This is a genomic window from Leptospira dzoumogneensis, from assembly GCF_004770895.1.
Lineage (GTDB): Bacteria > Spirochaetota > Leptospiria > Leptospirales > Leptospiraceae > Leptospira_B > Leptospira_B dzoumogneensis.
In genome coordinates, this window is record NZ_RQHS01000022.1 from 1 (window position 1) to 23,348 (window position 23,348).

General features: G+C 40.2%; 19 protein-coding genes. 8 read left to right on the plus strand and 11 right to left on the minus strand.

From position 1 onward, the window contains the following. The 4 genes from EHR06_RS17010 to EHR06_RS17025 form a co-directional block, all read right to left on the minus strand. Positions 1-617: diadenylate cyclase (locus EHR06_RS17010; protein WP_135758104.1), on the minus strand; the 617-nt coding region annotated here is incomplete at its 3' end. 10 nt (positions 618-627) lie between these two features. After that, positions 628-1,434, minus strand: coding sequence for a 4-hydroxy-tetrahydrodipicolinate reductase (dapB, locus tag EHR06_RS17015; RefSeq protein WP_135758105.1), 807 nt, complete (start codon positions 1,432-1,434; stop codon positions 628-630). 10 nt (positions 1,435-1,444) lie between these two features. Beyond that, complete coding sequence (gene dapA / locus EHR06_RS17020) at positions 1,445-2,329, minus strand: 4-hydroxy-tetrahydrodipicolinate synthase (RefSeq protein WP_135758106.1); 885 nt, start codon at positions 2,327-2,329, stop codon at positions 1,445-1,447. 208 nt (positions 2,330-2,537) lie between these two features. After that, positions 2,538-3,722, minus strand: a complete 1,185-nt coding sequence (locus EHR06_RS17025) for an MFS transporter (protein ID WP_135758107.1) — start codon at positions 3,720-3,722, stop codon at positions 2,538-2,540. 188 nt (positions 3,723-3,910) lie between these two features. Here EHR06_RS17025 and EHR06_RS17030 point away from each other — a divergent pair, with 188 nt between their 5' ends. The 4 genes from EHR06_RS17030 (at position 3,911) to EHR06_RS17045 (ending at position 8,381) form a co-directional block, all read left to right on the plus strand. After that, positions 3,911-4,390 carry a hypothetical protein gene (locus EHR06_RS17030; protein WP_135758108.1) on the plus strand — a complete coding sequence of 160 codons (480 nt, stop codon included), beginning with the start codon at positions 3,911-3,913 and terminating at the stop codon, positions 4,388-4,390. A gap of 285 nt (positions 4,391-4,675) precedes the next feature. Then, the gene (locus tag EHR06_RS17035; RefSeq protein ID WP_135758109.1) at positions 4,676-5,950 is read left to right on the plus strand and encodes a hypothetical protein; all 1,275 of its coding nucleotides are present in this window, start codon (positions 4,676-4,678) and stop codon (positions 5,948-5,950) included. Positions 5,951-6,087: 137 nt separating this feature from the next. Then, positions 6,088-6,771, plus strand: coding sequence for a hypothetical protein (locus EHR06_RS17040; RefSeq protein ID WP_135758110.1), 684 nt, complete (start codon positions 6,088-6,090; stop codon positions 6,769-6,771). Continuing rightward, entirely contained in the window at positions 6,768-8,381 is a 1,614-nt protein-coding gene (locus EHR06_RS17045) for a HEAT repeat domain-containing protein (protein WP_135758111.1), read from the plus strand. The genes EHR06_RS17040 and EHR06_RS17045 overlap by 4 nt, the downstream gene beginning before the upstream one ends. Here the strand turns inward: EHR06_RS17045 and EHR06_RS17050 are convergent. The 3 genes from EHR06_RS17050 to EHR06_RS17060 all read right to left on the minus strand — a co-directional run bounded on the left by EHR06_RS17050 (position 8,365) and on the right by EHR06_RS17060 (position 12,609). Then, positions 8,365-10,914 (minus strand): SpoIIE family protein phosphatase, encoded by a 2,550-nt coding sequence (locus EHR06_RS17050; protein WP_135758112.1) that lies wholly within the window; start codon positions 10,912-10,914, stop codon positions 8,365-8,367. The two genes, EHR06_RS17045 and EHR06_RS17050, sit on opposite strands and share 17 nt — an antisense overlap. Positions 10,915-11,175: 261 nt before the next feature. Beyond that, positions 11,176-11,562 (minus strand): DUF1304 domain-containing protein, encoded by a 387-nt coding sequence (locus EHR06_RS17055; RefSeq protein WP_135758113.1) that lies wholly within the window; start codon positions 11,560-11,562, stop codon positions 11,176-11,178. A gap of 81 nt (positions 11,563-11,643) precedes the next feature. Further along, the gene (locus EHR06_RS17060; protein ID WP_135758114.1) at positions 11,644-12,609 is read right to left on the minus strand and encodes a sodium-dependent bicarbonate transport family permease; all 966 of its coding nucleotides are present in this window, start codon (positions 12,607-12,609) and stop codon (positions 11,644-11,646) included. A gap of 506 nt (positions 12,610-13,115) precedes the next feature. Between EHR06_RS17060 and EHR06_RS17065 the strand changes: the two genes are divergently transcribed. The 3 genes from EHR06_RS17065 (at position 13,116) to EHR06_RS17075 (ending at position 16,363) form a co-directional block, all read left to right on the plus strand. Then, on the plus strand, positions 13,116-14,384 hold the full coding sequence (locus tag EHR06_RS17065) for an ATP-binding response regulator (protein WP_135758115.1): 1,269 nt from the start codon (positions 13,116-13,118) through the stop codon (positions 14,382-14,384). After that, a complete protein-coding gene (locus EHR06_RS17070; protein ID WP_135758116.1) occupies positions 14,384-15,436 on the plus strand; it encodes an AraC family transcriptional regulator in 1,053 nt (350 codons plus the stop codon). The genes EHR06_RS17065 and EHR06_RS17070 overlap by 1 nt, the downstream gene beginning before the upstream one ends. 108 nt (positions 15,437-15,544) lie before the next feature. Beyond that, positions 15,545-16,363, plus strand: coding sequence for a sterol desaturase family protein (locus EHR06_RS17075; protein ID WP_135758117.1), 819 nt, complete (start codon positions 15,545-15,547; stop codon positions 16,361-16,363). A 45-nt stretch (positions 16,364-16,408) separates the two neighbouring features. Here the strand turns inward: EHR06_RS17075 and EHR06_RS17080 are convergent, their stop codons facing one another. Next, positions 16,409-16,984 carry a class I SAM-dependent methyltransferase gene (locus EHR06_RS17080; RefSeq protein ID WP_135758118.1) on the minus strand — a complete coding sequence of 192 codons (576 nt, stop codon included), beginning with the start codon at positions 16,982-16,984 and terminating at the stop codon, positions 16,409-16,411. Between the two features lie 73 nt (positions 16,985-17,057). Between EHR06_RS17080 and EHR06_RS17085 the strand changes: the two genes are divergently transcribed. After that, on the plus strand, positions 17,058-17,729 hold the full coding sequence (locus EHR06_RS17085; protein WP_135758119.1) for an ArsR/SmtB family transcription factor: 672 nt from the start codon (positions 17,058-17,060) through the stop codon (positions 17,727-17,729). A gap of 23 nt (positions 17,730-17,752) precedes the next feature. On the opposite strand, the gene EHR06_RS17090 is transcribed toward EHR06_RS17085, so the two are convergent. Genes EHR06_RS17090 through EHR06_RS17100 form a run of 3 tightly spaced genes read right to left on the minus strand, consistent with a single transcriptional unit; the run spans position 17,753 to position 23,295 of the window. Continuing rightward, positions 17,753-20,896: an efflux RND transporter permease subunit gene (locus tag EHR06_RS17090; RefSeq protein WP_135758120.1), complete on the minus strand. Its 3,144-nt coding sequence runs from the start codon at positions 20,894-20,896 to the stop codon at positions 17,753-17,755. Position 20,897: 1 nt separating this feature from the next. After that, positions 20,898-21,923 (minus strand): efflux RND transporter periplasmic adaptor subunit, encoded by a 1,026-nt coding sequence (locus EHR06_RS17095; protein ID WP_135758121.1) that lies wholly within the window; start codon positions 21,921-21,923, stop codon positions 20,898-20,900. A gap of 4 nt (positions 21,924-21,927) precedes the next feature. Then, entirely contained in the window at positions 21,928-23,295 is a 1,368-nt protein-coding gene (locus EHR06_RS17100; RefSeq protein WP_135758122.1) for a TolC family protein, read from the minus strand. Positions 23,296-23,348: the final 53 nt, after the last annotated feature.

Below are 23,348 nucleotides of genomic sequence, written 5' to 3' on the forward strand. Positions count from 1 at the left end.
GCTCTATGTCTTGCGCCCATACGAGCATCGTCCAAATTTTGTGCCATAGGTAAGAATGCACCTGCACATGCGATTCTGTTCTGTTCTATGATGACCGCCCCGTCATGGAGTGCAGTGTTCTTTTTGAATATGGTAAGAAGAAGGCTTGTTGATAGAATCGCATCCAACTGGACCGCTTGCTCCGCGATATCTTTTAGACTATGCTCTCTAACGATCGCAATCAGAGATCCGGTTTTGTTTTTAGCCATGATCTTGGAAGCTTCTACGATCTCATCCAGGTCGGTGGCGGTTTTTAAAAGGAAAGGACGGAATAATCTAAGCCTCGCCATATCACCGGTGATCTTACGAAGTTCAGGCTGCAAAAGAACGATAATTGCAAACACGAGGGCTGGGCGGATATTATCAATGATCCAATCCAAAAGTTCAAAATTCAAAGTCTGGGCAAAAATCCCAAGCACCCAAATAAGACCGATCCCCAAAAGAAGTTGAACCCCTCTTGTCCTGCGGATGGTAGAATAAAATTGATAAATTAAAAAGCTGACGATCAGTATATCCAGGACCATCACGATCCCGAACTTATCACTTTGGAATAAACTGATGTTTTTTAAAAAATCCATTCCAAGAACCTTATAACCCTAATACGGAAAACATATCGTAGAGGCCTTTTTCTCTTCCTACCAAAAATTCGGCGGCTTTTACGGAACCGACTGCGAATGTTTTTCTGTCTTGAGCCTTATGGGAAATTTCCACTCTTTCTTCCGGAGTGAAAAAATAGACAGTATGATCTCCGATCACTTCTCCCGCTCTAAGAGTATGGATCGCAATTTCTTTAGGATCTCTTTCCGGAAGAATTCCGTGGCGGCCATGTACAATATTTGACTCTGTGCGGGAAAGAGTCTCCAAAAGGATTGTTTTTAGTTTTTCCGCAGTTCCGGAAGGAGCATCTTTTTTATGACGATGATGAATATCTTGTATCTCAATATCCGCCAGATCTCCCATCACTTTTGCGGCGATCTCAGTCAGTTTAAAAAGAAGATTCACCCCGATGGACATATTCGGAGAATACACGATCGGAATAATTTTAGAAGTTTCTTTTAATAATTCCTTATGAGTTTCCGTAAGGCCGGTCGTTCCAACTACAACAGGTTTTTTGAATTCCTTGCAGGTAGATAGAACATCCGACAAAACTTCTCTAATAGAAAAATCGATTACAGTATCCGATCCGGAAATGGATTTAGAAAGATCGTCCGAAAACAAAATTTCATTCTGTTTGAGTCCGGAATGTAAACCGGAATCCAAACCTAAATAAACGGAACCCTTACCTACTACCGCAGCGGAAAGTTCAGAAACTTTAGATTGGGAAAGTACTTGGATAATAGCCTTCCCCATTCTTCCAGAAGCACCAATGACTGCGACACGATTCTTGCGGGCCAAATCGAATTCCTTATTTATAACCTTTTGTCAAAAGATCGGAAACCGTTTTTTTCAAACGGTCCGCACCAGCGCCCGCACTCAGAGAAGTCAGAGGAAGACGTATCTCACCCGAACAGAATCCATTCCAACTCATCACTGCTTTGATCGGGATCGGATTCGTTTCTATAAATGCTAATGCGAATAATTCTATAAAATCATAATGGATCTTTTGAGCGGAAGCTACGTCCCCTTTTTGAAAAGACTCCACCAATTTCACCAGACTTTCCGGAAATAGATTCGAGATCACGGACACTACACCTTTTCCACCTAAGGAAAGAAGAGGAAGGGTCAGATTATCATCTCCCGAAAGAACAGTCATCTTATCATCTACAAGAGAGATCAATTTAGACATTTGTCCCAAATCTCCAGTGGCTTCTTTCATGGATCTGATCTTAGGATGTTCGGAAAGTCTCAGAACAGTTTCCGGCAATAAATTTACGGAAGTTCTTCCTGGAATATTGTACAACATCACAGGCACGGAAGAATGATCCGCGATCTCTTTGAAATGAAGATATAGACCTTCTTGGGTGGGCTTATTATAATACGGATTCACTTGGAGTATCCCGTCTACTCCGTCCTTGCAGGCAGCTTCGGTCAGTTCTACAGCCTCTCTAGTAGAGTTGGAACCGGTACCGGCCACGACCAAAATCCGCTTTTTGACATGTTTCACGGTTTCGCGGATCAGTTCCGCGTGTTCTTCATGAGAAAGAGTAGGAGATTCGCCGGTGGTACCGCAAGGCACCACTCCGCTTACCCTTGCTTGGATCTGTTTGTCCAAAAGAGAAAAATAGGAATCATAGTCTATTTTCCCGTTGCGGAATGGGGTAATAATGGCAGTAAATACGCCTTGAAACATAATATATAAATTCCTGATCCCAGGGCGATTTGGCAACCTCTTTACGCTCTAAGATTCACGCAGAGGCGCGGAGACGCAGAGGATGTTTGGGGTTAGTTAAATAAAATAATCTTTTTAGCTTCGCGGCTTTGCGTCTCTGTGTGAAAAAACTCTGCGCCTCCGCGTCTCTGCGTGCCAAAAACTCTGTGCCTCCCAAATCTCCGCGTCTCTAATAATGACTCCTCACCTGGTCCATTCTCCAGCTGAGATAGATCAATACTCCCATTTCCAGGAATCCGGACCAAACGAATGTGGAAGGAATTCCAATCCGATCCGAAAAAAATCCGGATAAAATCCCGGAGAACGCAGGCACCAAAAGAAAGACCAGGCTATAAAGAGAAAGTATCCTTCCCCTGATATGATTTTCAGTATTTTGTTGGATCCCGGCCGGGATCAGAGTGATGATCACACCTGTCATAAACCCGAATACAAAAAACAAAATGCCGGTGAGAACCAAACTTTCCGCAAGAAAAGGGATGAGTGAAAATAGAAAACAACTGAAAAGCGCTGATCCGAAAAGAATATGCCCCTTCTTCTTTAAACCATGAAGAAGAAAGGTAACTCCCCCTCCGATCACAAGACCGACTCCCAAAGCGGAAAGTAAGGCGCCTCTTTCTCCTTCTCCCAATCCCAAAACTTCCTTAGCATATTTAGGAAGAAGTACCTGGACTGGGCCGACTAATAGGACCACGGCACCCATGAGGAGTAGGAACTGAGAAACCAGAGGAGAATTTTTTAAATAAGAAACAAGCTCAGAGACCCCGGGCCCGGAAGAAGAAGTTTGGCTTCTCTCCCTCATCTGCACCGGGATCAAGACCAAAAAGAAAACACTTAGAACATAAGCGGAACCGATGCCCATAAAAACATATTTAAAGGAGAAAAATTCCTTAAAATATCCGGCCACCAAAGGAGCAAGACCATACCCAAAAAGAACAAGAGTGTTTAACCAAACACTATGTTTTCCTATTTTAGAATGTTCTAATAGATCTCCAAGTATCGCAAATCTTCCCGGCATCACAAACGAAAGTCCGATCCCTGAAAGAACCGAGGATACAAGAAGAAGGTAAGGTTTTCCGGGAGAGATCCATTCCAAATGTAATGCGAGAGCCGCAAATCCGGAACCGCAGGCCATTGAGACCTGTGCCGCCGCAAGAAGCCATTTTCTGGAATATTTATCCAGCAATCTTCCCGCGGTAAAACTTAAGAACAATAAAGGAAAACATACAAAGAAGAATACCCATCCGGAGAAAGTATCCGAATTGGAAATACTTTGGGAAAGAATAATGGCGGTATAATTGAACATATTTCCCGCGAGCAGGCCTAGGATAGAAGATAGATAATAAAAAAGAATCACACATGGAGATTGATAAAAATCATCTCTCCGAGCAAGCCTAATTCAGAGTAGAAGTCGCCGAGTTTGGAGAGTCAACAAGGGGAAATCACGCAGAGACACGGAGATACAGAGAGTTTTAGGATGGGGTTTTATACATATACAGAAGCAAAATTGATTCAAATTTTCGATAATCAATTGTTATTCGAGAAATGAAGATATATAAAGCGGCTATATTGGTTTTTGCTCTCGGATTTTTAACATGCAAAGAAGGCACAACGGACGTTCCAAATTCATTCATTTTTCCTTTATTACAAAATAATAACGGAACTCCTGGTACAAATCTGGCGCAGGTAACATTCGACTCTATTGAGTTTGATGATGTTCCGATCATTTCCTGCGACTCCGATAATTCCAGCGGCCAAGGGATAGTGGTAGATCTTCCGGATATGTTCCCTCCCAACTATGTAGTCAAAATTGAAACTGTCCCCTCTAGCTCTTCTTATACTTTTCCGGTAGGAGGAGCACTCGATCTATATTTAGGCTCTTCTCATAAGCCGGATGACCCTACAAACTGCACTCTAACCAGAACTACCAATACCTTCTTAAGATACAGCGCAAACCTTTCGACTAACTGCACTGTGGCGAACCATACATTCAGCCGCTTGGAAATAGATTGTATCCCCAACTAATCCCTCAAGGAACAAGTGAACACTGTTCAAAATTATCGCCTGCAATATAGTCACTCATTCAAGGGATTAAATCAGTATATTATAAAAATTTAATTATATATCAAACATTAAATTCTAACAGTGTTCAGTGAAAGCCCACTCACTGTAATATTACGAATGTTCAATATAGATGAATTATTTTATAAGCAAAATATAATTGAAGTGACTTCGAAATTCCAGCTCTCATGCTTTGGCCTGAAGAGAATATAAAAATCTCCTTCAATAGAGAGTGGAGTTAATTTAAAAATGAACATTCGAAACTTTTGGAAAATCCTAAACGGGACTTTCCTAATCGTGGGAGCTTCCACGCTTTCGGCACAAAGCCAGGCGCAAATGTTTTCCAGACCCGGAGTAATCGGTGACTCCTTAAGCCAGGGTTTTTATGGCGCAACCGTAGAAGAGAAAACTCAGAATTGGGCTTATCCGGTTTTAGTTTCCAAACAAGCCGGTTCCAACGTTTCGTATAACGTGTTAAAGGGGCCTTACTTAAATTTCGAAGACGTGCTTAAAGGTGATTGCGGGGTATTCTGCATCGCTGCTTCCATCATCGGTGGAAACGGATCTACTGTTGGAACTCCAACACATGCAGGGATCACCGGAGCAGATTACACTACAGTTCTTCAAACTTCAGGTCAGTGTGAGAATATCAATGCAACTACTTGGGCAAAGGATTGGTATTGGGAAACTTGGTATTGGTATACTTATCGTTGGGTGCAAGTTCCAGATTGCCAATCTCCTGATAAATTCCATCAATTCGGTTTAAGAAGTTCCGGAACTCAAATGCAAGTAATGCAGGCAGTAAAGCCTAGCTTCTTGTTCGGAACTGCTGCGGCAAACCATGTTCTTTGTACTGCATTGAGCACTTCTACGGATTGTTTGGACCAAGCTAGATTTTTAAGAGATATCCGTTCTACAATGTCTAAAATGGCTGCGATCGGTTCTATCAAAGGCGGGGTTCTGTTCACTGTTCCAAATGTAACTTCTATCGCATTTTTGGAAAATTATAACGATCCTCAAGGAAGAACAAACTATTCGGGTTTGAAAGCATTCTTCCGTTCTTCAGTTTCAGATCCTTCTCAAGTTTTAGATAAGAATGAAGTGGCAACAATCACCAACTTCTTAACTTCTATAAACAATGAAGTGAAGGCTCAGGCTGTTGCAATGGGATTTGCATTAGCGGATCTTAAAGTTCTTTTTGACGATTTAAAAGAGAATGGCCGTTTGATCAAAAGTCCTTCCGGTTATAGCCCTGGTTATGCAAAAGCAAACTGGCCTCTACCCGGTCAACCTGGTATTTTCGGCTTGGACGGAGTGCATCCGAATATGTATGGACATTCTGTTTTTGCAAACGAGCTGATCAAAGCGATCAATTCCAAATACGGTTATTCGATTCCACAAGTGAGCGAATACACCGCTTGGTACTATGATTCCTTAAATCGTAATCCGGTTGATTTGAAAAAATTCCTGACAGACACTCTGTTCGGTCAGTTTATTTCTTGGGTCATCGGAATTTTCGTTTAATAGCTGTTGGCTAGCCCCTAGCAAAATACTTATTGATAGAATAAGCTTTGTTACGGACTATAAAATTCCTAAATGTTTCCCGCTCGCATAGGGCGGGGAATATCTAAATTCAATCCTAATCTAAATTTCCTATCATCATGCAATTTTTTCGTTCTCATTGGCCCTGGATCTCAGGCGCGGTTATTCTTATTATTTGTATTTTATTTATATTTTGGCCGGAAAGAAGGACCGGTTCTCCCAGTTTAGGAGAAGAAGCTTCCGAAATTGCAAATCGCAAATATGGCAGCAGCGGTACCTTAGAATTTCCGGATGCTCCTCACCCTTTTGAAGAAGATCCCGACTTAGAAGGACCTGCTAAAAGACTTTGGCCTGCGGCTTTTAAAGAAAAAAAATCGGAAGAAGAAAGGGAAAAGATCAGAGAAGAATGGATCGATTTTGCCGCAAGATACCCTAAAAATATTTATATCCCAAGCGAATTCCGTCCTCAGCTCACATCTGAAGATGAGAAAAAAGCAAGAGAGCAGTTGGATAAGGTAACTTCCGCCGAATCCAAGTTTGCATTGTCCAGGAATGAAGGAAGATATGCTCAACCTGGATCAGTTCCGACACGTCCGAGCGATCCGAATGTAACCCCGGAAGAACAGAAGGCCTACTTCTCTTATAAAATTTCCGAATTAGAATCCAGGATACAGTTGGTCCAATATGCGATCCAGCAAGGTAGAATGGATGTTTCTCAAATCCCTCAGGCAAATTCCGATATAATATCTTGGCAGAAGGAACTGTTACAATTAAGACAAGCTTCCGAATCGGTGCCTAGATAATGTTTATGAAGTTTAAAGTATATTCTGTTTTCATTATGCTTTTACTGTCGTGTATGTTCGGAGCGGCGGCTTTTGGTTTGACTTTAGGATGTTTTGGCCCCCCTCGTCCGGACCTTCTACCCGAAGTACAGGAAGAAGAAATTCCAAGTATAGGACAAGTCGCATCGGATCTGAAAAGCCAGAATCCGAGAACTAGAGCCCAAGCAATTTTAGAATTAGCATCCAGAAACGAAAGAAAGTTCATACCGATCGCTCGAGAATGGATGAGATCTTCGGAAGAGATCACAAAAGGACCTTCAATCTTGGCACTAGGGATCTGGAAAGATAGATCTTCTCTTCCTGAAATTCTGAATTTTTTAAATCCTAGATCAGGAATTGATCTAGGAACCGTTCTGGAAGCAATTGCAAGAATGGAAGATCCTCTGGCAGGAAATCGTGTAGCAAGTCTTTTAAACCAAGAAGATGCAAACATTCGATTATTAGCCGTGGATACCTTGGTCCGGATCAATGCGAGACAATCAGGGAACATTATTTTAGCATCAGCCAAATCGAATAAAGATCCGGATAAAGCCAAAACATTTGCTATGGCATTAGGGAAATTGAATATTCCTGAAGCGGAAGATTATCTCATAGATCTGTCCTCTCATTCCGAGCCTGGACCTACCTTGGCGGCAGCCTACTTGGCTCTCGGAAAGATCAGAAGTAAAAAATCTATTCCACTTTTAGTAAAAGCGATACAGGCGGATTTTGATAAGGGAAGAGAAAATTCTTCCATTGCTCTTATCGATATCAAAGATCCTAAAATTTTACCTTTAGTCCTTCCAATTTTAGAGAACCAAGACAAAGAGATCCGGTATAGAGCAGCAGATGTTTTGATCGGAGTTCCGGATCCAGGGTTTTCTCCCCGTATTTTAGAAGTTTTAGTTAAGGGTAAATCCTTGGCAAAAGCTCCGGCATCACATGTTTTAGGTCGTATTAAATTTCCCAAAGCAAGAGAAGAGATCGAAAAAACATTATTAGATCCTAATATTCCAGACAGAGAGATCATAGCCCAATCCTTAGGATATTTGGGTGATAAAAAAAGTATCCCTGTGCTTGTTAAAATACTAAAAGAAGACCAAACAGAGGCAAGATACGGAGCTGTTTGGGCATTGGGAGCCATAGGCTCGGAAGAAGGACTTCCTTATATAGAAGAAGCTTGCAAGTCTAAAGATCAAAAATTGGCTAAGATCGCTTCCGAAAGTTTAGGAATGATCGCTTCTCCTAAATCTCTTTCTCTTTTAGATAAAAAAACGGAGGAATTTCCCGATTTAGCACCAATCACTCTCTCGGCAATCACCTCTATTCCGGGAGAGGAATCCCGTAAAATTTTGGAAAAATATGCGGAGAGCGAAAATATCAACCTTCACCAGGTTGCAGTTTCTCAATTAGGAGCTAAAAAAGATCCGGCAAGTGTGCCTGTTTTAATTAAGTTACTCCAAGAAGATTCAAGATCTAGGAATAGAAAGCTGCTTATATCCGCCTTAAAATCGGTAACCGGATTGAAGTTTGCTACCAAGAACGAATGGATCAATTGGTATATTTTAAATTTTTCTAAAAAACATCCGTAAGTTTTATAAGGATTGGATGGTTCGGATCTATCACTTGCGCTTTTTCTGCGAATTTTTTGGCTTCTTCCGATTGGTTTAAGTTTTTATAAATATCCGCCATATTGATCAGGTTATTTAGATAATTCTTATCCAAAGAGTAAGCGATCTTTCCGAAGTATTCCGCCTTTTGAAAATCCTTATTCAGCTTACTGGAATAAGACGCGTAATACTGAGACTCCAATCTTTTTGGATTCAAATTTGCGGCTCTTTCAAACGATCTAGCCGCGGAAGAAAAATCTTTCAGTTTCAAATATGATTTTCCAAGAAGGATAAAGAATTCTTCTCTATCTGAAAAAATCGTTTTGTATTCATTCAAATAATCGATAAGAGAAGAATAGGATTTTTTCTTATAGAGTGATTTTGCCTGTTCCAGCACTTCATTCAGAGGAATTTCATTTTTTGATTGAGGGTCTGCCAGATATTCTAATCTTAATAAAGTGAAGTCGTCGGTCAATTCTCCGAATTGAAGAGTCTTTTCATATATCTGTTTTAGATCTCCGTTCGATTCCTCTACAGTTCTCAAAAATTTCGTTTCGTCCTCGTTTACGATCCTGCCCCTTTCGTCAGTTCCGATCATAACATCGTCTTTACCGTCCGAACCCAAGATCAGAACATCATACTTTTGTAATTGAAAAAATTTTACGAAGAAGTTCTCTTCGTTCCCTGGAATACCTATCTTACGGAGAGTGAGTTCATTCTCCAAAAATCCCGCCGCACCGTCCCTGTACAATACGGGCCAAGGATGTTCCGCATTGATATAATAAAGCGCTCCGGTCTTTTCATTCAATAAACCGATCACTACTGAAATATACATAGATCCGTCGAAAGATTCAAAAATGCCTTGGAGTTCTAAAAAGGATTCTTTTAACCAGGATTCGGGAGCTTTGGAATATCCACCGTTACGATTGGTCCTGGTTAATAAGGATTGAAAAACCGTCCCCATCACAAGTGCCCCGCCAGCGCCCTGGATAGATTTTCCCATCGCATCTCCGTTGACGAATACCGTGTATTTCTCTCCTTGGATGGAAATGTTTCCGGAGATACTGATATCCCCGCCTATCTCATAATGTTTCTCTTTGAACAAAATCGCCTTTTTCTGTTTAGAAAAAAAATCTATCTTCAAAGAGGGACTGGCAGTATTATTAGTGAACAAAGGGCGAATCAGTAAAGAAGTTAGAAAATAATCCCCGTCTTGCTGGGTCTTCAGTTTATTAACATTGGCAAGGGACTCGTTTAATTCTTGGGTCCGCTCTTCCACCTTATTCTCCAAATGTTCATTCAGTTCTTCAACTTGTTCATTTAGACGTACGAATTTATTCGCGAGAATAGTAGCGATACTGATAACAAAGAAGAAGAATGCGTAACCCACAGTTCTAGGAAAAACAAATAGGTTCCGATTGGACATCGTATCCAAAATTGTGGACAAGGCTACGATAGAAACTCCGATCAAGATGAGAAGTGCATCCCTGTCTTTTGTTCTGATCTTATGGATCAAATAATAAAAGATCAGAACCATATAAGCTCCCCAGCCTAGCTGCACCGCGGAACTATTCAGCTTATTATATAAAATAACATCGTTCGAAACCAGATAGAAGAGTATAAAAATCCCATAAATCCCATCCAATACGTTGATAAACTTCCCTCTTGGGAATTTAAAATAAGATCGGATAAAATTCGCGAATATAGGAATAAGAGCAGTCAGAATAATATATTCCGTTTTTTTCATATATAAGAACGGAATTCCCAGCTCGTATTTGATCTGGTTTCTGAGGAATTGATAAACCACAAGAAAGATAGTAAACAGTCCGAAATACAGATTTTCGGTATCTGTCCTTCTTCTTATAAATAAAAAAAGAAAATAACCCCCTACGGTGAGATAGATCATTAGCAGTGCAATTTTGGTATATTCTGTCCTATAATAATCCCCCTGAATGAGTTGTGTATCTCCGATTTCCGTCCTATCTTGTTCTATCCCCGCTTCCGGATGAAAATATTTTTGCACTTCCAGAACGAGTATGTTCTCCTTCCCTCTTCGTATTAACCCCGGAGGAATAGAGTATATTCTGATCTTATCATAAGCCTGGGGTTGCGAAGAATTCATATCCCCTGTCTCTCCGATCAGTTTTCCGTTTAGATAAGTTCTATCCTTATCCGTCAAAGTTCCAAGACGAACAGATACTCCAGCGGCTTTCCAAACTTCAGGAGCAATAAATTTCTTAATTATATAAACCTTACGTATTGATTCTTGGGAAACCCTATACACTCCGGGTGCATTGTACGGATTTGTTTTAATTCCGGGATCTTCTCCGCTTAAGTAAGAAAGAGAGAATTGTTTCGGATCTAAAGCCTCTTCCGTGATTTCCCAGGTATGATTATCCGTTGAATTTAAGCTGGTAATCGAATCAAAGGATCCGATCTCTTGGATCTCTTCTGAGAAAAGTAAATATGGAAAAAATAATATAGATATTAGGACGATTGCGGAACGGATCTGCATCGGGTATTCCTTGGATTGAAAATAGAATTTCGAATCTACAGGATTTGCGCTTTTTATTTTTCGACTTGCGAATGTTAGCTTAAGAATCCGATTTCAAACAATTCCCACAAGTACATTTTTGAAAGATAGATTACAACTCCGTGTCTTAGTGCCGTGGCCGGTCCCGAAAATTCTACCTTAAGTAATTGATTAAGCTAAAATGGTTTCGCCCGAAAAACACAAGAACCTTGCTTGGATCTTCCGAGCGAAAGGTCATAAATTTTACCCGTAGATAGAAATAAAATATAATACAACAGCAATCAAAGGAGGAAGTCCTTGTATAATTGCGGCCCTTGCCATCGCAGGTTTAGAAACTAATAATACAAGTCCGGCTCCGAAAACAGAAAGACAAGAGAATGCTAGGATCGCAGGGGCATGGCATGAATGTATCTCGAAAAAGATCGCACCGTATAATGCACCGATTGCAAGAAATAAGTTATAGAATCCCTGGTTTAAAAAGACCCCTTTCATCGCTTCCGCTAATTTTGTATCCGTTACTCCGAATCTTCTGTGAATACGAGGACGCATCCATAATACACTTTCCATGATGAAGATCCAAACATGCAATAAGCCGACGATAGCCGCTAAAATTCTTGCTGCTAATATCATTCCATTCTCTCCTAGGATATAAATCCCATGGAGTTTTAATTCGGTATTCTTTTTTGTAAAGAGTAATCTTCTCTAAATTATTCACAAGTAGTGTTGGACTACAAACCAGTACAATGGGATCCCGATGATCACATTAAAAGGGAAAGTAACCGCTAGAGACATCGGAAGATACAAACTCGGGTTCGCTTCCGGGACGGAAGTTCTCATCGCTGCACCTACTGCAATATAAGAAGCGGAAGCGCAGAGTATCATGAACATGAACGCATCCGGAGCAGTCATACCGATCAGTTTAGCAAGTCCTAATCCGATTGAGGCATTCATCAAAGGAACCAAGATCGCAAAGATCACTAAAAAGGGACCTGCAGTTCTCAAATCCTTCAATTTTTTTGCGGCAACTAAGCCCATGTCCAAAAGAAAGAAGGAAAGCATTCCCTTAAAAAGAGCATCCGCAAAAGGTTTCTCCGCATCCCAGCCGCTTTTTCCAGTCAACATCCCTATGACCAAAGAACCTACTAAAAGAAAAATAGATCCTCCTAAGAAAGCTTCTCTCAAAAGTTCTTTCCAAGAGAACTCGCCGCTTATATTCTTCTTTGCAATACGATCGATCGCCACTCCGATAATGATCGCAGGAGATTCCATTAAAGCGAGACCTGCTACTAAGAATCCATCGAATTCCAAATGCAAATTATTCAAGAAAGCGTGAGCAGTCACGAATGTACCTGCACTTACGGAACCGTAAGTCGCCGCGATCGCCGCCGCATTATGTACGTCTAATTTTAATCTAAGAATGAAAAATGTGTAAAGGGGGACTAATAATGCCATCCCACTGCATGCAATCAAAGTAAATAAATTTGCAGAGGTAAACTTGGCTTCTGCTAATTCGAATCCCCCCTTAAAGCCTATAGCAAACATCAAATACATACCAAAAAATTTGGATAATGTATCAGGTATTTCCAGGCCAGACTTAAGCAATACCGCAAGAATTCCTAAGAAGAAAAATAAAACAGGCGGATTGAGCAAGTTTTCTAAAATGAGTTTTGGCTCCATGGCGAACCTCCAAGTTCGGAATTGATTTAATCTATAAGTTTCACTCCCATCCAGTTTGCTATCGGCAGCCTCATAAAAAGTTCCTATATACATAGACCCTATATAAGTCAGCATAGATCATAGTATAAAATTTTTATGATAGCTTTTTCTAAATTTATAAGTTTGGACACTTTTTAATATTAAAATTCCCTGGAACTGAATCTATATACAATGTTAATTTATGCCGTTTTGGCAAATAATAAGGAGAAATGATGCTGATAGGGAAAAGAGTTTTGATCTGTGCTTTATTTTTCCCGATAGGTTTTTTTTTGCCAAAGAAAAGGCGGATAACGCATAATCCCAAACTTCGTCCATTCATTATTCCTGATTTAAGAAAAATGTTTCACATTTTCATCTTTACAAAGTTACGTAAATTCACTGCAATTGGTCCGGCATAACGAAAATTTAAAATTCTTATTTAGAATATTTATATATGCAAAATATTTAAAACACGCTCTGCTTTAACAATGGCACTTAGATTAAACCTACATAACCCGATTTTGATAGTAGAAGACCAAAAAGAAACTAGAGATCTTATCGCAAGATTAGCAAAAGGTTTCGGCGTAGATGCAGATACCGCTCCGGACGGAAAAGTCGGCTGCGAAATGGCGGAATCAAAAGAATATTCGCTGTATTTAGTGGATCTGGAAATGCCTGTCATGAACGGATTCGAGTTTATCAAAACGATAAAAGAAAAAAAGCCAGAGTCGTTATTCATCGTTATCTCCGGCAATGATGTTCCGGAGATCATCATCAAAGTTATGAAATTAGGGATATTCGATTATATTATCAAACCGATCGACAGAGATAGATTTTACCAAATTCTGGAAAGGATCTCGGAATTTATACGCCTTAAAGAAAGTGAAAGGATCCTGACGCAGGAAAATGAAGAACGTCTTAAGGCTCAGTTAAATTGGATACTCTACAAACAGTCTTGGCTTACCGATCTAGATAAAAATATAGATCTTTCCAAAAGTACACTTAATAACCTAAAACAAAGTTTTTTTAGCGGAGGAGGTTTTGGAGCAATCGTAAGCATAGTAGAAATACTCCAAGCAAGTGCCAAAAAAGAAAATTCATCTTATAATTTTTCTTCAGATGTAGTCGAATTACTTTTCGAAAATATTTATTATACCAAAAAGGGACTTCGTTCCCTTGAAAAAAGTTTAGAGATACTTAATAAAAACTTTCAAGATTCTTTTCAAAAAACAAACAGCGAACAGATACACGATCTATTGGAAAAGTCCAGATTAAAACTGGAAAGTTCCAATGAACAATATAGCAAAAAGAAGAATGTACTAATTCCTCAGATTTCACTTCCTGCGAACGGATATGATATAGATGCTGATCCGGATTCACTCAGCAGAATATTTACGGAACTATTAGTCAATGCTTTGAAATATTCTTCTAATAATTCGGTCATAAACATTTACATCTCCGCTTCAGGGGGATACTTGAATATCAATCTGAAAAACGAATTCGATCCACAATCGATCCCGGGTATTCCTAAAAACAAGGAACTACTGGTCAAACAACCGTTCTATAGACTCGCCGGATTTGTGGATGAAAATTTGGAAGAAGAGGAATATTTTACCGGTTTAGGATTGACGATTGTGGACTTCGTAATAAAAAAACACGGCGGGATTTTTTCCATACATAATGTTATCGATCATTCTCTGGGAGAAAAACCTGTCGAAGTGGTACTCGCCACAGTTTCATTGCCTATCCTAGATTAATGTTCGAAACTACAAATCTGATCCAATACTTAAAAGCGGCCACGATCGCTCAACTGGGCTTTCTGATCTTAAACTTTATAATTAGAGTAAAACTAAGTATTCAAAGTTTACTCGGAAGTTTATTCACTTCTTCTCTGATAGCTTATTTTATTTGTCCTTGGCTGGACCATTCTACAAATATATTCTTACTGATCCTGGTACATATCGGTTGTTTTTCGGTTTCTATATTTTTCTATCTATTCGTATCCAGCCTATTCGAAGATGGATTCAAACTTAAAATCCGGCATGCGGTATTATTTCTTTCTCTGAATATATTCTGTTTTTATATTTTTCTGATCTCAGACATAAGAGGCCAAGATTCCGTCTTTGCAAAAGTATTATTCAGCATGCCTCAAGTATTCTATCTCGGAATTATCCTAGCCACCTTAGGAAGAGTATTAAAAGATAAGAGTATAGATCTGCTGGAATCCAGAAGAGAGTTCAGGGTCATCTTCTCCTGGGTCACCGGACTTTATAGCATATCGGTCGTATTAATGGAAGTGATCACCAAGGACGCAGGATATTCCGCACAATTAGATCTGATCAATTCTTCCTTTATATTTGTTTTGGTATTTTTCATTTCATTTAGGATTTTCCAATTTAGAGAGAATGTATTTCCAGTCGGAGAAATACAAAAGGAAGAAGCAGCCGAAGAGCCCTTAGATGAGGGCCTGCTCAAAAAACTGGATTCTCTATTAAAAGACCAAAAAGTATTCTTACAAGAAAACCTTACAATCTTATCCTTGGCAAAAAAGTTAAATGTTCCGGAAAAGAAGGTCCGTAGACTTATCAATAAAGGACTTGGATACAGGAACTTCAACGAATTCCTAAATCATTACAGAATACAAGAAGCAAGGTTTATACTCTCAGATCCCGGCAAAAACGATTTCCAGGTACTTAGGATCGCAATGGATTTGGGCTATGGTTCCCTGGCACCGTTCAATAGGGCATTTAAAGAAATTGTAGGAATGACCCCAAGCGATTTCAGAAAACAAAACAATCTCGTAAAATAGCCGATCGAATCCGGAATCGATCAGCGATTGTCCGAAATCCATCGGATGTAAATCTGAAAAAATGTTTTAATGATCCATCAAATCCTACACAGGAGCAAAGGATCGAATATGTGCTTTCACAAACAATTATTCCAATACATGATGGATTTGGTTCCCCAAATCCCAATCATATTCCTAATAGATTTTCTAAGATACTTTCTATTCGCAGGCATTGCGTTTTTGGTATTCTATATTTGGAAACATCCTTTTCAATCTAGAAAGATCCAAGAGAAGAATGCGAAACCTTCTCAGTTCAGAAAAGAATTTTTATATTCTGTTTCTTCCGTAATCGTATACACTTCGGTGACATTGATCGTATTTCTTTTCAGAAAATACGGTTACTTTAAGTTTTACGAACGTATAGAAGATTACGGATGGGGATATCTGATCTTAAGTACGATCATGATCTTAGGTATACAGGATTTTTACTTTTATTGGACACATAGATTAATGCATACCCGTTTGTTCTATAAAACAGTGCATAAAGTCCATCATGATTCGGTTACACCTTCTCCTTGGACCGCTTATTCTTTCAGTCCTTGGGAGGCGTTGGTCCATTCTCTCATCATGCCGATCGTAGCACTCTTATTTCCCGTTCATCCATTAGCTTTGATGATCTTCATGACATTCCAAATTATACGAAATGTATTGGGTCATAGCGGTTATGAAATTTTTCCGAGCTGGATGGGTACGAATAAGATCCTGAAACTGGTGAATTCGAATACGAATCATGATATGCACCACCAAAGTTTCCGTTATAATTACGGACTTTATTCCACTGTCTGGGATTATCTATTCGGAACGGTTCATCCGGAGTATGAAAAAACTTTTGCAGAATTGACTTCTAAAAAACCGGAACAAACAAATCTACAAGAAAGTATTACCTAGTAAAGACTCATCTAAACTAATTCGCGCCTAAAACAGGCGTGAATTTTACATAGGCTTAGTCGCAATAAATCCGTAATGATAAGGAGGAAGATCGATAGGCTTTTCAGATCCTAGTTTGAATCCCGCTTGAATGGCCTGTCTATAGATCCCTTCCGGCTTAGGACGGATCTCCATCTTTGGTCCTCGTGGAGTATTTGGATCGTAGTTCCAATGCACAAGTCCTGCAGTCCCTCTTGGTCTTAAGATCCGAAACGCTTCTTTTAAAATAGAGACAGGATCTTCATGATGTAATAAGTTAAAGATCATCACATACTCTACAGAGTTATCCTCAAGTCCCGTTCCTAAAGAAATAATATCTCTTTCGATCGAGAATATATTCTTAATCCCGGACGACTCCGCTCTTTCTTCCAGATCGTTCACTAGGTCAGTCTCTATCTCGAAAGCATGGATCTTATTCTTATTTTTCTCAGCCAAAGGAAGAGTAAAAGTCCCGTATCCGGACCCGAATTCTACAATTTGCCCGTTAGTTTGAGATACACCCATTCTATCCAAAATCAATGGGACATTAAAAAGTGTGTCCCAATAAGCCGCTTCCGGCATCCCGCTATCTCTTACCTTCATAGACCATTTGTAAAAAACAACTTGACCTCAGTCAATAAAATATTCAAATACATATTTGAATATTTGAGGAATTATGAACTCAGGAAAAACCGGGCGAGAATTTAAGGATTTTATCTATTCTTCCCTAGCAAAATATGGAAAGGCAATTTCCGATCCTAAAAGGATAGAATTACTGGATCTTTTGCTTCAAGCGGAAAAGAACGTGGATCTATTGTCCAAAGAGATCGGAATGAGCATTGCCGCAACATCCCATCATCTAAAGATCTTAAAGGAGACAAGACTAGTCCGAGATAGAAAAGAAGGCAGAAATATTTTCTATCAAATAGAAAAGGCCGGTATCCAAATTTTTGATACGATCTCTTTTGCAGGAAAAGAATTCAATGCAGAGATACAAATAGAGATGAATTCATTTTTCGATCCGGAATTAGAAATGGAAGAATTAGAATATAAGGGCTTCTTAAAGCGCGTATTGTCTGAGGATATTACGTTGATAGATGTAAGACCCGAAAACGAATATAACTCGGGGCATTTGCAAGGTTCTATATCTATTCCGCTTAAAGAACTCAGATCAAAGTTAAACAAACTTTCCAAACGTAAAAAGATCTTCGCTTATTGTAGAGGGAAATATTGTGTCCTTTCGGAAGAAGCAGTTAAAATTTTAAGAACGGAAGGATACGATGCATATCGTATCTCGGAAGGTCCGTTAGAATTTTTACATAAAGGGATTAAATTAAAGAAAGATTGAGACCTTAAAGAAGAATTTTTCCATTAGATCTTCTTCCCTTTAATACTAAGATAGAAAATACAAGGTAGATAGATCAGAGTAAATAATTCCAAGGTAAGTCCTCCCACAATCACGGTCGCTAAAGGTCTCTGTACATCGGAGCCAATGCCGGACGCAGTTGCGGCGGGGATCAACCCGAGTAATGCGAGTAGTACAGTCATCAGTCTAGGGCGGAATTGTAATGCCGCTGCCTGCAATACCGATTGTTCGGGATCCGGATGATCCTTATCTTTTAAAAGATGGATCATTCTAGAAACAAATAACACTCCGGTCATAGTGGAAATACCGAATAAGGATACGAAACCGACTCCTGCGGAAACGGAGAAGTTCATACCTCTCAATAATAATGCGAGAATACCTCCGGTCATAGAGATCGGGATCCCGGACATCGCGAGTAACGCATACTTCCCGTCTCTAAATATCATAAACAAAAAACAATAAATGCAGAATAACGTGCCTGGAATAACGATCCTCAGCCTATTTCCCGCTCTAGATAAATTTTCAAACTGACCTCCCCATCCGATCGTAATACCTTCCGGAAGTTGTATACTCGACTCCACTTTTTCTTTGGCTTCTTTTACAAAACCTCCCTGGTCTCTTCCTCTTATATTGGTTCGGATCGAGATCTGTCTTTTGCCGTCCTGCCTTTGGATGATCGTAGGCCCGTCCTTTAATTCCACCGAGGCTAATTCGGATAAAGGGATCCTTCCTCCCGATGGAGAAGCGACTAATAGATTTTTCACCCTTTCTATAGAAGATCTAAAATCAGTAGTATACCTGACTAAAATATCGAATCGTCTGCTTCCCTCGTATAATTCCCCTACTTCTATTCCGCCTACCGCAGCCTCTATTGTATCCAAGATTCCCTTGGCATTGATCCCGAAGCGGGCGGATTTTTTCCTGTCTATCTCGATTGTGAGCTGTGCCTGATCTCTTTCTTGTTCTATTCCTGATTCTGTGGCGCCTGGAATGGACTTTACTATCTCTAGGATCTCTCCTGCATAATTTCTCAAAAGAAGAAGGTCGTCTCCATTCACAAAAATCGCCAGATCGGACACACTTCCGGTCACCGATTCGGTCACGTTATCTATAATCGGTTGAGAGAATAAAAAATGTGTTCCAGGCAGACTCGCTGAAAGTGTATCCTTAATACGTTTTAATAGTTCTGCCTTGGATATTTTTTCCCTCCAAAGTTCGTAGTCCTTCAAACCTACAAGTATTTCCATCCGGTTCGGACCGTATGGATCGGTTCCCTCATCATTTCTTCCTAATTGGATCAAAACTTCGGAGACCTGTTCGTTCTTTAATAGGATCTCTTTCACCGTACCTAAATACTGCTCCCCGCTTTTTAAATGCATTCCGACCGGGAAAAAGCCGCGTATATTAATAGCACCCTCGTCCAACTCAGGCAAAAACTCGGTACCTATTCTATAATAACTAAATCCTAATATTATAATAATCCCCATGACGGAATAAACCACGGTTTTTTTGGCAGCACGTAAACGGGAGGCGAGAAGTGAGTTATAAAAATCCCGGATCTTTATAAGAATGAAATTTTGGCTTTCTAAAGGTTTAGGATCGTATTTTTCCAGCTTGCTCCTATAAATAAATGTCATGAGTACCGGAATGACTGTTAGTGTCAGAAGTAAACTTCCGAATATCGCAAAAGAAAGTGTGAATGCCATAGGGGAGAACAGTTTTCCTTCTACCCTTTGAAAAGTGAAAATAGGCAGATATGCGAATATGATGATCCCTATGGAGAAAAAGATCTCTCTTCCCACTTCCAGAGAAGAATCATGAGTGATATTCAGTATTTCGTCGAAGCTCAATTTTGTTTTTCTTTGGGATCTTGCCTCGGAGTATTTCCTAAAAATATTCTCTACCATGACCACGGCGCCATCCACTATGATCCCGAAATCGATCGCTCCCAAAGAAAGAAGGTTAGCAGGGATCCCTGTCAGCTTCATCATAAGAAATCCGAAAAGTAAGGAAACGGGAATAGTAGATGCTACAACCAATGCGGAGCGTACACTTCCCAAGAAAAATATAAGCACTAGCGTTACTATGCTCACTCCCTCGAATAAAGTCCTATAAACTGTTCTTACCGTATATTGTACCAGCTCAGTTCGATCGTAAGTAGCGGAGATCTTTACTCCTTTAGGCAGACCTGTCTCGTTTAAGGTTTTGATCCTTTCCTTTACTCTTTCTATCAATTCGGAAGGATTCTCTCCTCTTCTCATCGCGACAATACCCTGCACACTATTTGTCCCGGATCGGATCTCTCCGGTGACTGGATGTCGGATAACGTATTCGAAAATACCGTCTGGTCTTCTTGGATATTCTTCGACGGATGCAAGATTGCCGATATAGATAGGGGTTCCTTTGACTGCGGTGACTACTATATTCTGTATATCATCCACATTCTGTATGGCCCCCAATCCTCGGACCACGAAACCTTGGTCCCCTCTTGTGAGTATATTTCCTCCGGTATTCCTATTATTGGATCTTACCGCGTCCAAAACATCGGAAAGTGTAAGACCGTATCTATATAATCTTCCGGGATCGGTGATGATATGGTATTGTTTCTGTAGTCCACCGAAATTGATAATGTCCGCGACTCCAGGCACCTGTCGAAGGCTTGGGATCACTACCCAATCTTGTAATGTGCGAAGATCCATAGGAGTAAAATCTTCCGTACCTTCCAAAGTATAACGAAAGATCTCTCCAACCGGCCCGGTCAAGGGGGCAAGAGAGACCTCCGCCTCTTCCGGAATATCCACATCTCTTAATCTTTCCAAGACCAATTGTCTTGCAGTGAAATCGCTTACACCTTCTTCGAAAACAAGTTGTAAAACGCTTAATCCAAAGATCGTTTTGGATCTTCTGGTGAGAACATAAGGGACCGCATTTAATTCTCTTTCTAAAGGAAGAGTCACTCTTCTCTCCACTTCCAATGCGGCTTTGCCCGGCAGAAGAGCGATCACACTTACCTGAGTATCTCCCACATCCGGATATGCCTCTTTTTTGATCTCTATCCAAGACCAGGCTCCTAATGAAAGAATTGCGATCGCAAGTATGATACTAGGCGCTCTATGATGAAGTGAGAAGGAGATGAGTCTTTCGATCATATTAAAATCCGAAACTTAAACCCTTTAATAACATCGCACCGTTTGTTACTATCTCTTCCCCGGAGGATATACCGTCGGAAATAATCGTTTGCTCCTCACCGGAGGTTCCTAGAGTAACTCTCCTCCTAATAAAAACCCCGTTTTCATCCAATACGAAAAGGTAATTCTTTTCATCCACGGTAATGATCGCCTTATTCGGGACTGCAATTACAGAAGTCCTAGGATCACCGAAGTCCACTCTGGCATACATTCCAGGCAGGATTTTTTCATTAGGATTTCTTAAAGTAACCCTTACTTTTACAGCTCTCAAAGCAGGATCCACTACTTCTCCTACCGCTTCCGCATTTCCTACGAAGTTCTTACCGGGAAAGGACAAAAATTGTATCTTCACATCCTCTCCTTTTTGGACTTCATTCAGTCTGGACTCCGGCACATCGCAGATCAGCCAAAGAGTAGAACCTGAAACTGAATCCAATTCCTTAGGATTAAATCCTACCGTTCTTAACTTGGATTCCGTTTCAGCACTTTCCGCTTTTGCGATCGCATAATTGGATTCCGCCTCCGTTACTTCTCTTCCGGTTGCCGCCTGGTTTACATACATGTCTTTAACTCGGGCCAGATCTTTCAAAGCCTTAGAAGTGACAGCCCTGCTTCTCTTGTATTCCGCATAAAGCTGAGTGGTTTCTCCGGAATCAAAGAGTATGATCTTCTCCCCTGTGTTCACAGAAGTTTTGATACTCGCGATCACTCTGGCAGGAGCGACTACCGAGAAGACGGCGTCTCCTTTTCCCACAACCAAGGTAGAAATACGTGCAAGACCGGGAGAATCCTTAGGGAAAACGATCCTCTCTCCGCTTTGTTCCACCTTCGGACTTCGATCCAGTTCCTCTTTCCAAGCCTGTTTGAGTTTATAGGAAGAATACCATGAATTCGCCCAAAGAAGTAAGGCGCCTATAAACAATAGGATCACCCAACGCACCGGCCTTCCCTCTATATTCATTTTATAAAATTCGAATATACGATCCATTCGGTCAAAGCTCGCCAAAAACGGTTTTACCCACCGTAAAATTCAATATTTCCACCGCTTCTATTCTGTCGGATTGTAATCGGATCATTTTTAACGTACTATCGCTGTAAGACTCGAAAAAATCCGCGAATTCCAAGATAGTTAGGTACTTCTTTTTGTAATTTTCTATCATCAAAGCGGATAGATTCTTATAATCCTTAGTAAAGGATTCCTTATATTCCTGAAGAAGCCGGTCCTTCTCTTTTGCTATTCCTAGGGCGGAACGAACTTCCGATTTTACGGATAAAAGTTTCTCTTCCAACTCCGCTTTTTTTGAAGCCAAAGCGGTTTCTGAAGCTTTAATATTCCCTTGGTTTCGATTGAATACAGGTATGGGCATGGAGATGGTGACTCCATAATAATCTTTAATATAATTACCGGCCCTGTCATAACTTCCTCCTATAGAAAGATCAGGGACCGCCATTGCTTTCTGTAGTGTAAGATTTGCTCTTTCCGCATTCACTAAAAGTTCAAGTCCTTTCAGATCGGGTCTATGTTCCAATGCGACATTGAGCAAACGATCCGGTTCCAATACTAAGGGAGAAAAGACGGCATCCTCCATCCCGGAAAAAACAGGAACGACCTCTGCATCGAGCATATCAGGTTCGTTGAGCAGGATCTTTAGGGCCTTCTCCCTTTCCAAAATATTTTTGATCAGCTCGGAACGATCCGTCTCTAATCGGAAAAGTATGGACTTCAATCTCAAAAGTTCGGAAAGAAGGATCTGTCTATTTTTATAAACATTCTCCGCACCTTTGATCGTATTTTTTACGCGGGGAATACACTCCTCATAAAATTCCAATGCGTTCCTGGAATAATACAATTGGAAGAAACTGGATCTTAATTCCAATTTTAAGGAACGAAGAGTATCGTAAAACATCTGTTCTGCGGCACTTTTATTCCATTTAGCGAGCTGAACTCTTTTATCTCTCTTTCCCGCCATATAGAATAGCTGCTGGATCTGGACCACCGTTTCGCCATTTTTAGAAGTATCAAAATATTGTTTTGTCTCTTTATTATAGATATTCTGATCCACATAAAAAGTAGGATTTTCCCAAAGGCCTGCCTGAATGATCTCCGCCTTCTTCGACTCTACTTCCAAACGAGAAGAAAGTAAGGAAAGATTGTTTCGTAAGAACATTCTCTCCGCATCTTGTAACGTGATAGATCTACTTCTATTCGGAGAAGGTTTTAGTTCGGATTCAGTTAATATAATATTTGCCTTTGGATCGTTTTCAGGGAGTTCTCCCCCTAATATTTCAAGATAGGCAATACATAAGAAAAAAAGGAATAGAATAGATCGATTCCGAAAAATGATATCACAAGCGTACATAAACGCACCCTTAATTTAAGTTAGCAGGCTTCGCTCGATCCTTTCGAACGAAA

Coding starts and splice junctions, on each gene's coding strand:
- EHR06_RS17095 (WP_135758121.1), bottom strand. CDS start 21,923: ATGGATCGTATATTCGAATTTTATAAAATGAATATAGAGGGAAGGCCG.
- EHR06_RS17070 (WP_135758116.1), top strand. CDS start 14,384: ATGTTCGAAACTACAAATCTGATCCAATACTTAAAAGCGGCCACGATC.
- EHR06_RS17040 (WP_135758110.1), top strand. CDS start 6,088: ATGCAATTTTTTCGTTCTCATTGGCCCTGGATCTCAGGCGCGGTTATT.
- EHR06_RS17060 (WP_135758114.1), bottom strand. CDS start 12,609: ATGGAGCCAAAACTCATTTTAGAAAACTTGCTCAATCCGCCTGTTTTA.
- EHR06_RS17090 (WP_135758120.1), bottom strand. CDS start 20,896: ATGATCGAAAGACTCATCTCCTTCTCACTTCATCATAGAGCGCCTAGT.
- EHR06_RS17085 (WP_135758119.1), top strand. CDS start 17,058: ATGAACTCAGGAAAAACCGGGCGAGAATTTAAGGATTTTATCTATTCT.
- EHR06_RS17050 (WP_135758112.1), bottom strand. CDS start 10,914: ATGCAGATCCGTTCCGCAATCGTCCTAATATCTATATTATTTTTTCCA.
- EHR06_RS17075 (WP_135758117.1), top strand. CDS start 15,545: ATGTGCTTTCACAAACAATTATTCCAATACATGATGGATTTGGTTCCC.
- EHR06_RS17055 (WP_135758113.1), bottom strand. CDS start 11,562: ATGATATTAGCAGCAAGAATTTTAGCGGCTATCGTCGGCTTATTGCAT.
- dapA (WP_135758106.1), bottom strand. CDS start 2,329: ATGTTTCAAGGCGTATTTACTGCCATTATTACCCCATTCCGCAACGGG.
- EHR06_RS17065 (WP_135758115.1), top strand. CDS start 13,116: ATGGCACTTAGATTAAACCTACATAACCCGATTTTGATAGTAGAAGAC.
- EHR06_RS17035 (WP_135758109.1), top strand. CDS start 4,676: ATGAACATTCGAAACTTTTGGAAAATCCTAAACGGGACTTTCCTAATC.
- EHR06_RS17080 (WP_135758118.1), bottom strand. CDS start 16,984: ATGAAGGTAAGAGATAGCGGGATGCCGGAAGCGGCTTATTGGGACACA.
- EHR06_RS17030 (WP_135758108.1), top strand. CDS start 3,911: ATGAAGATATATAAAGCGGCTATATTGGTTTTTGCTCTCGGATTTTTA.
- EHR06_RS17100 (WP_135758122.1), bottom strand. CDS start 23,295: ATGTACGCTTGTGATATCATTTTTCGGAATCGATCTATTCTATTCCTT.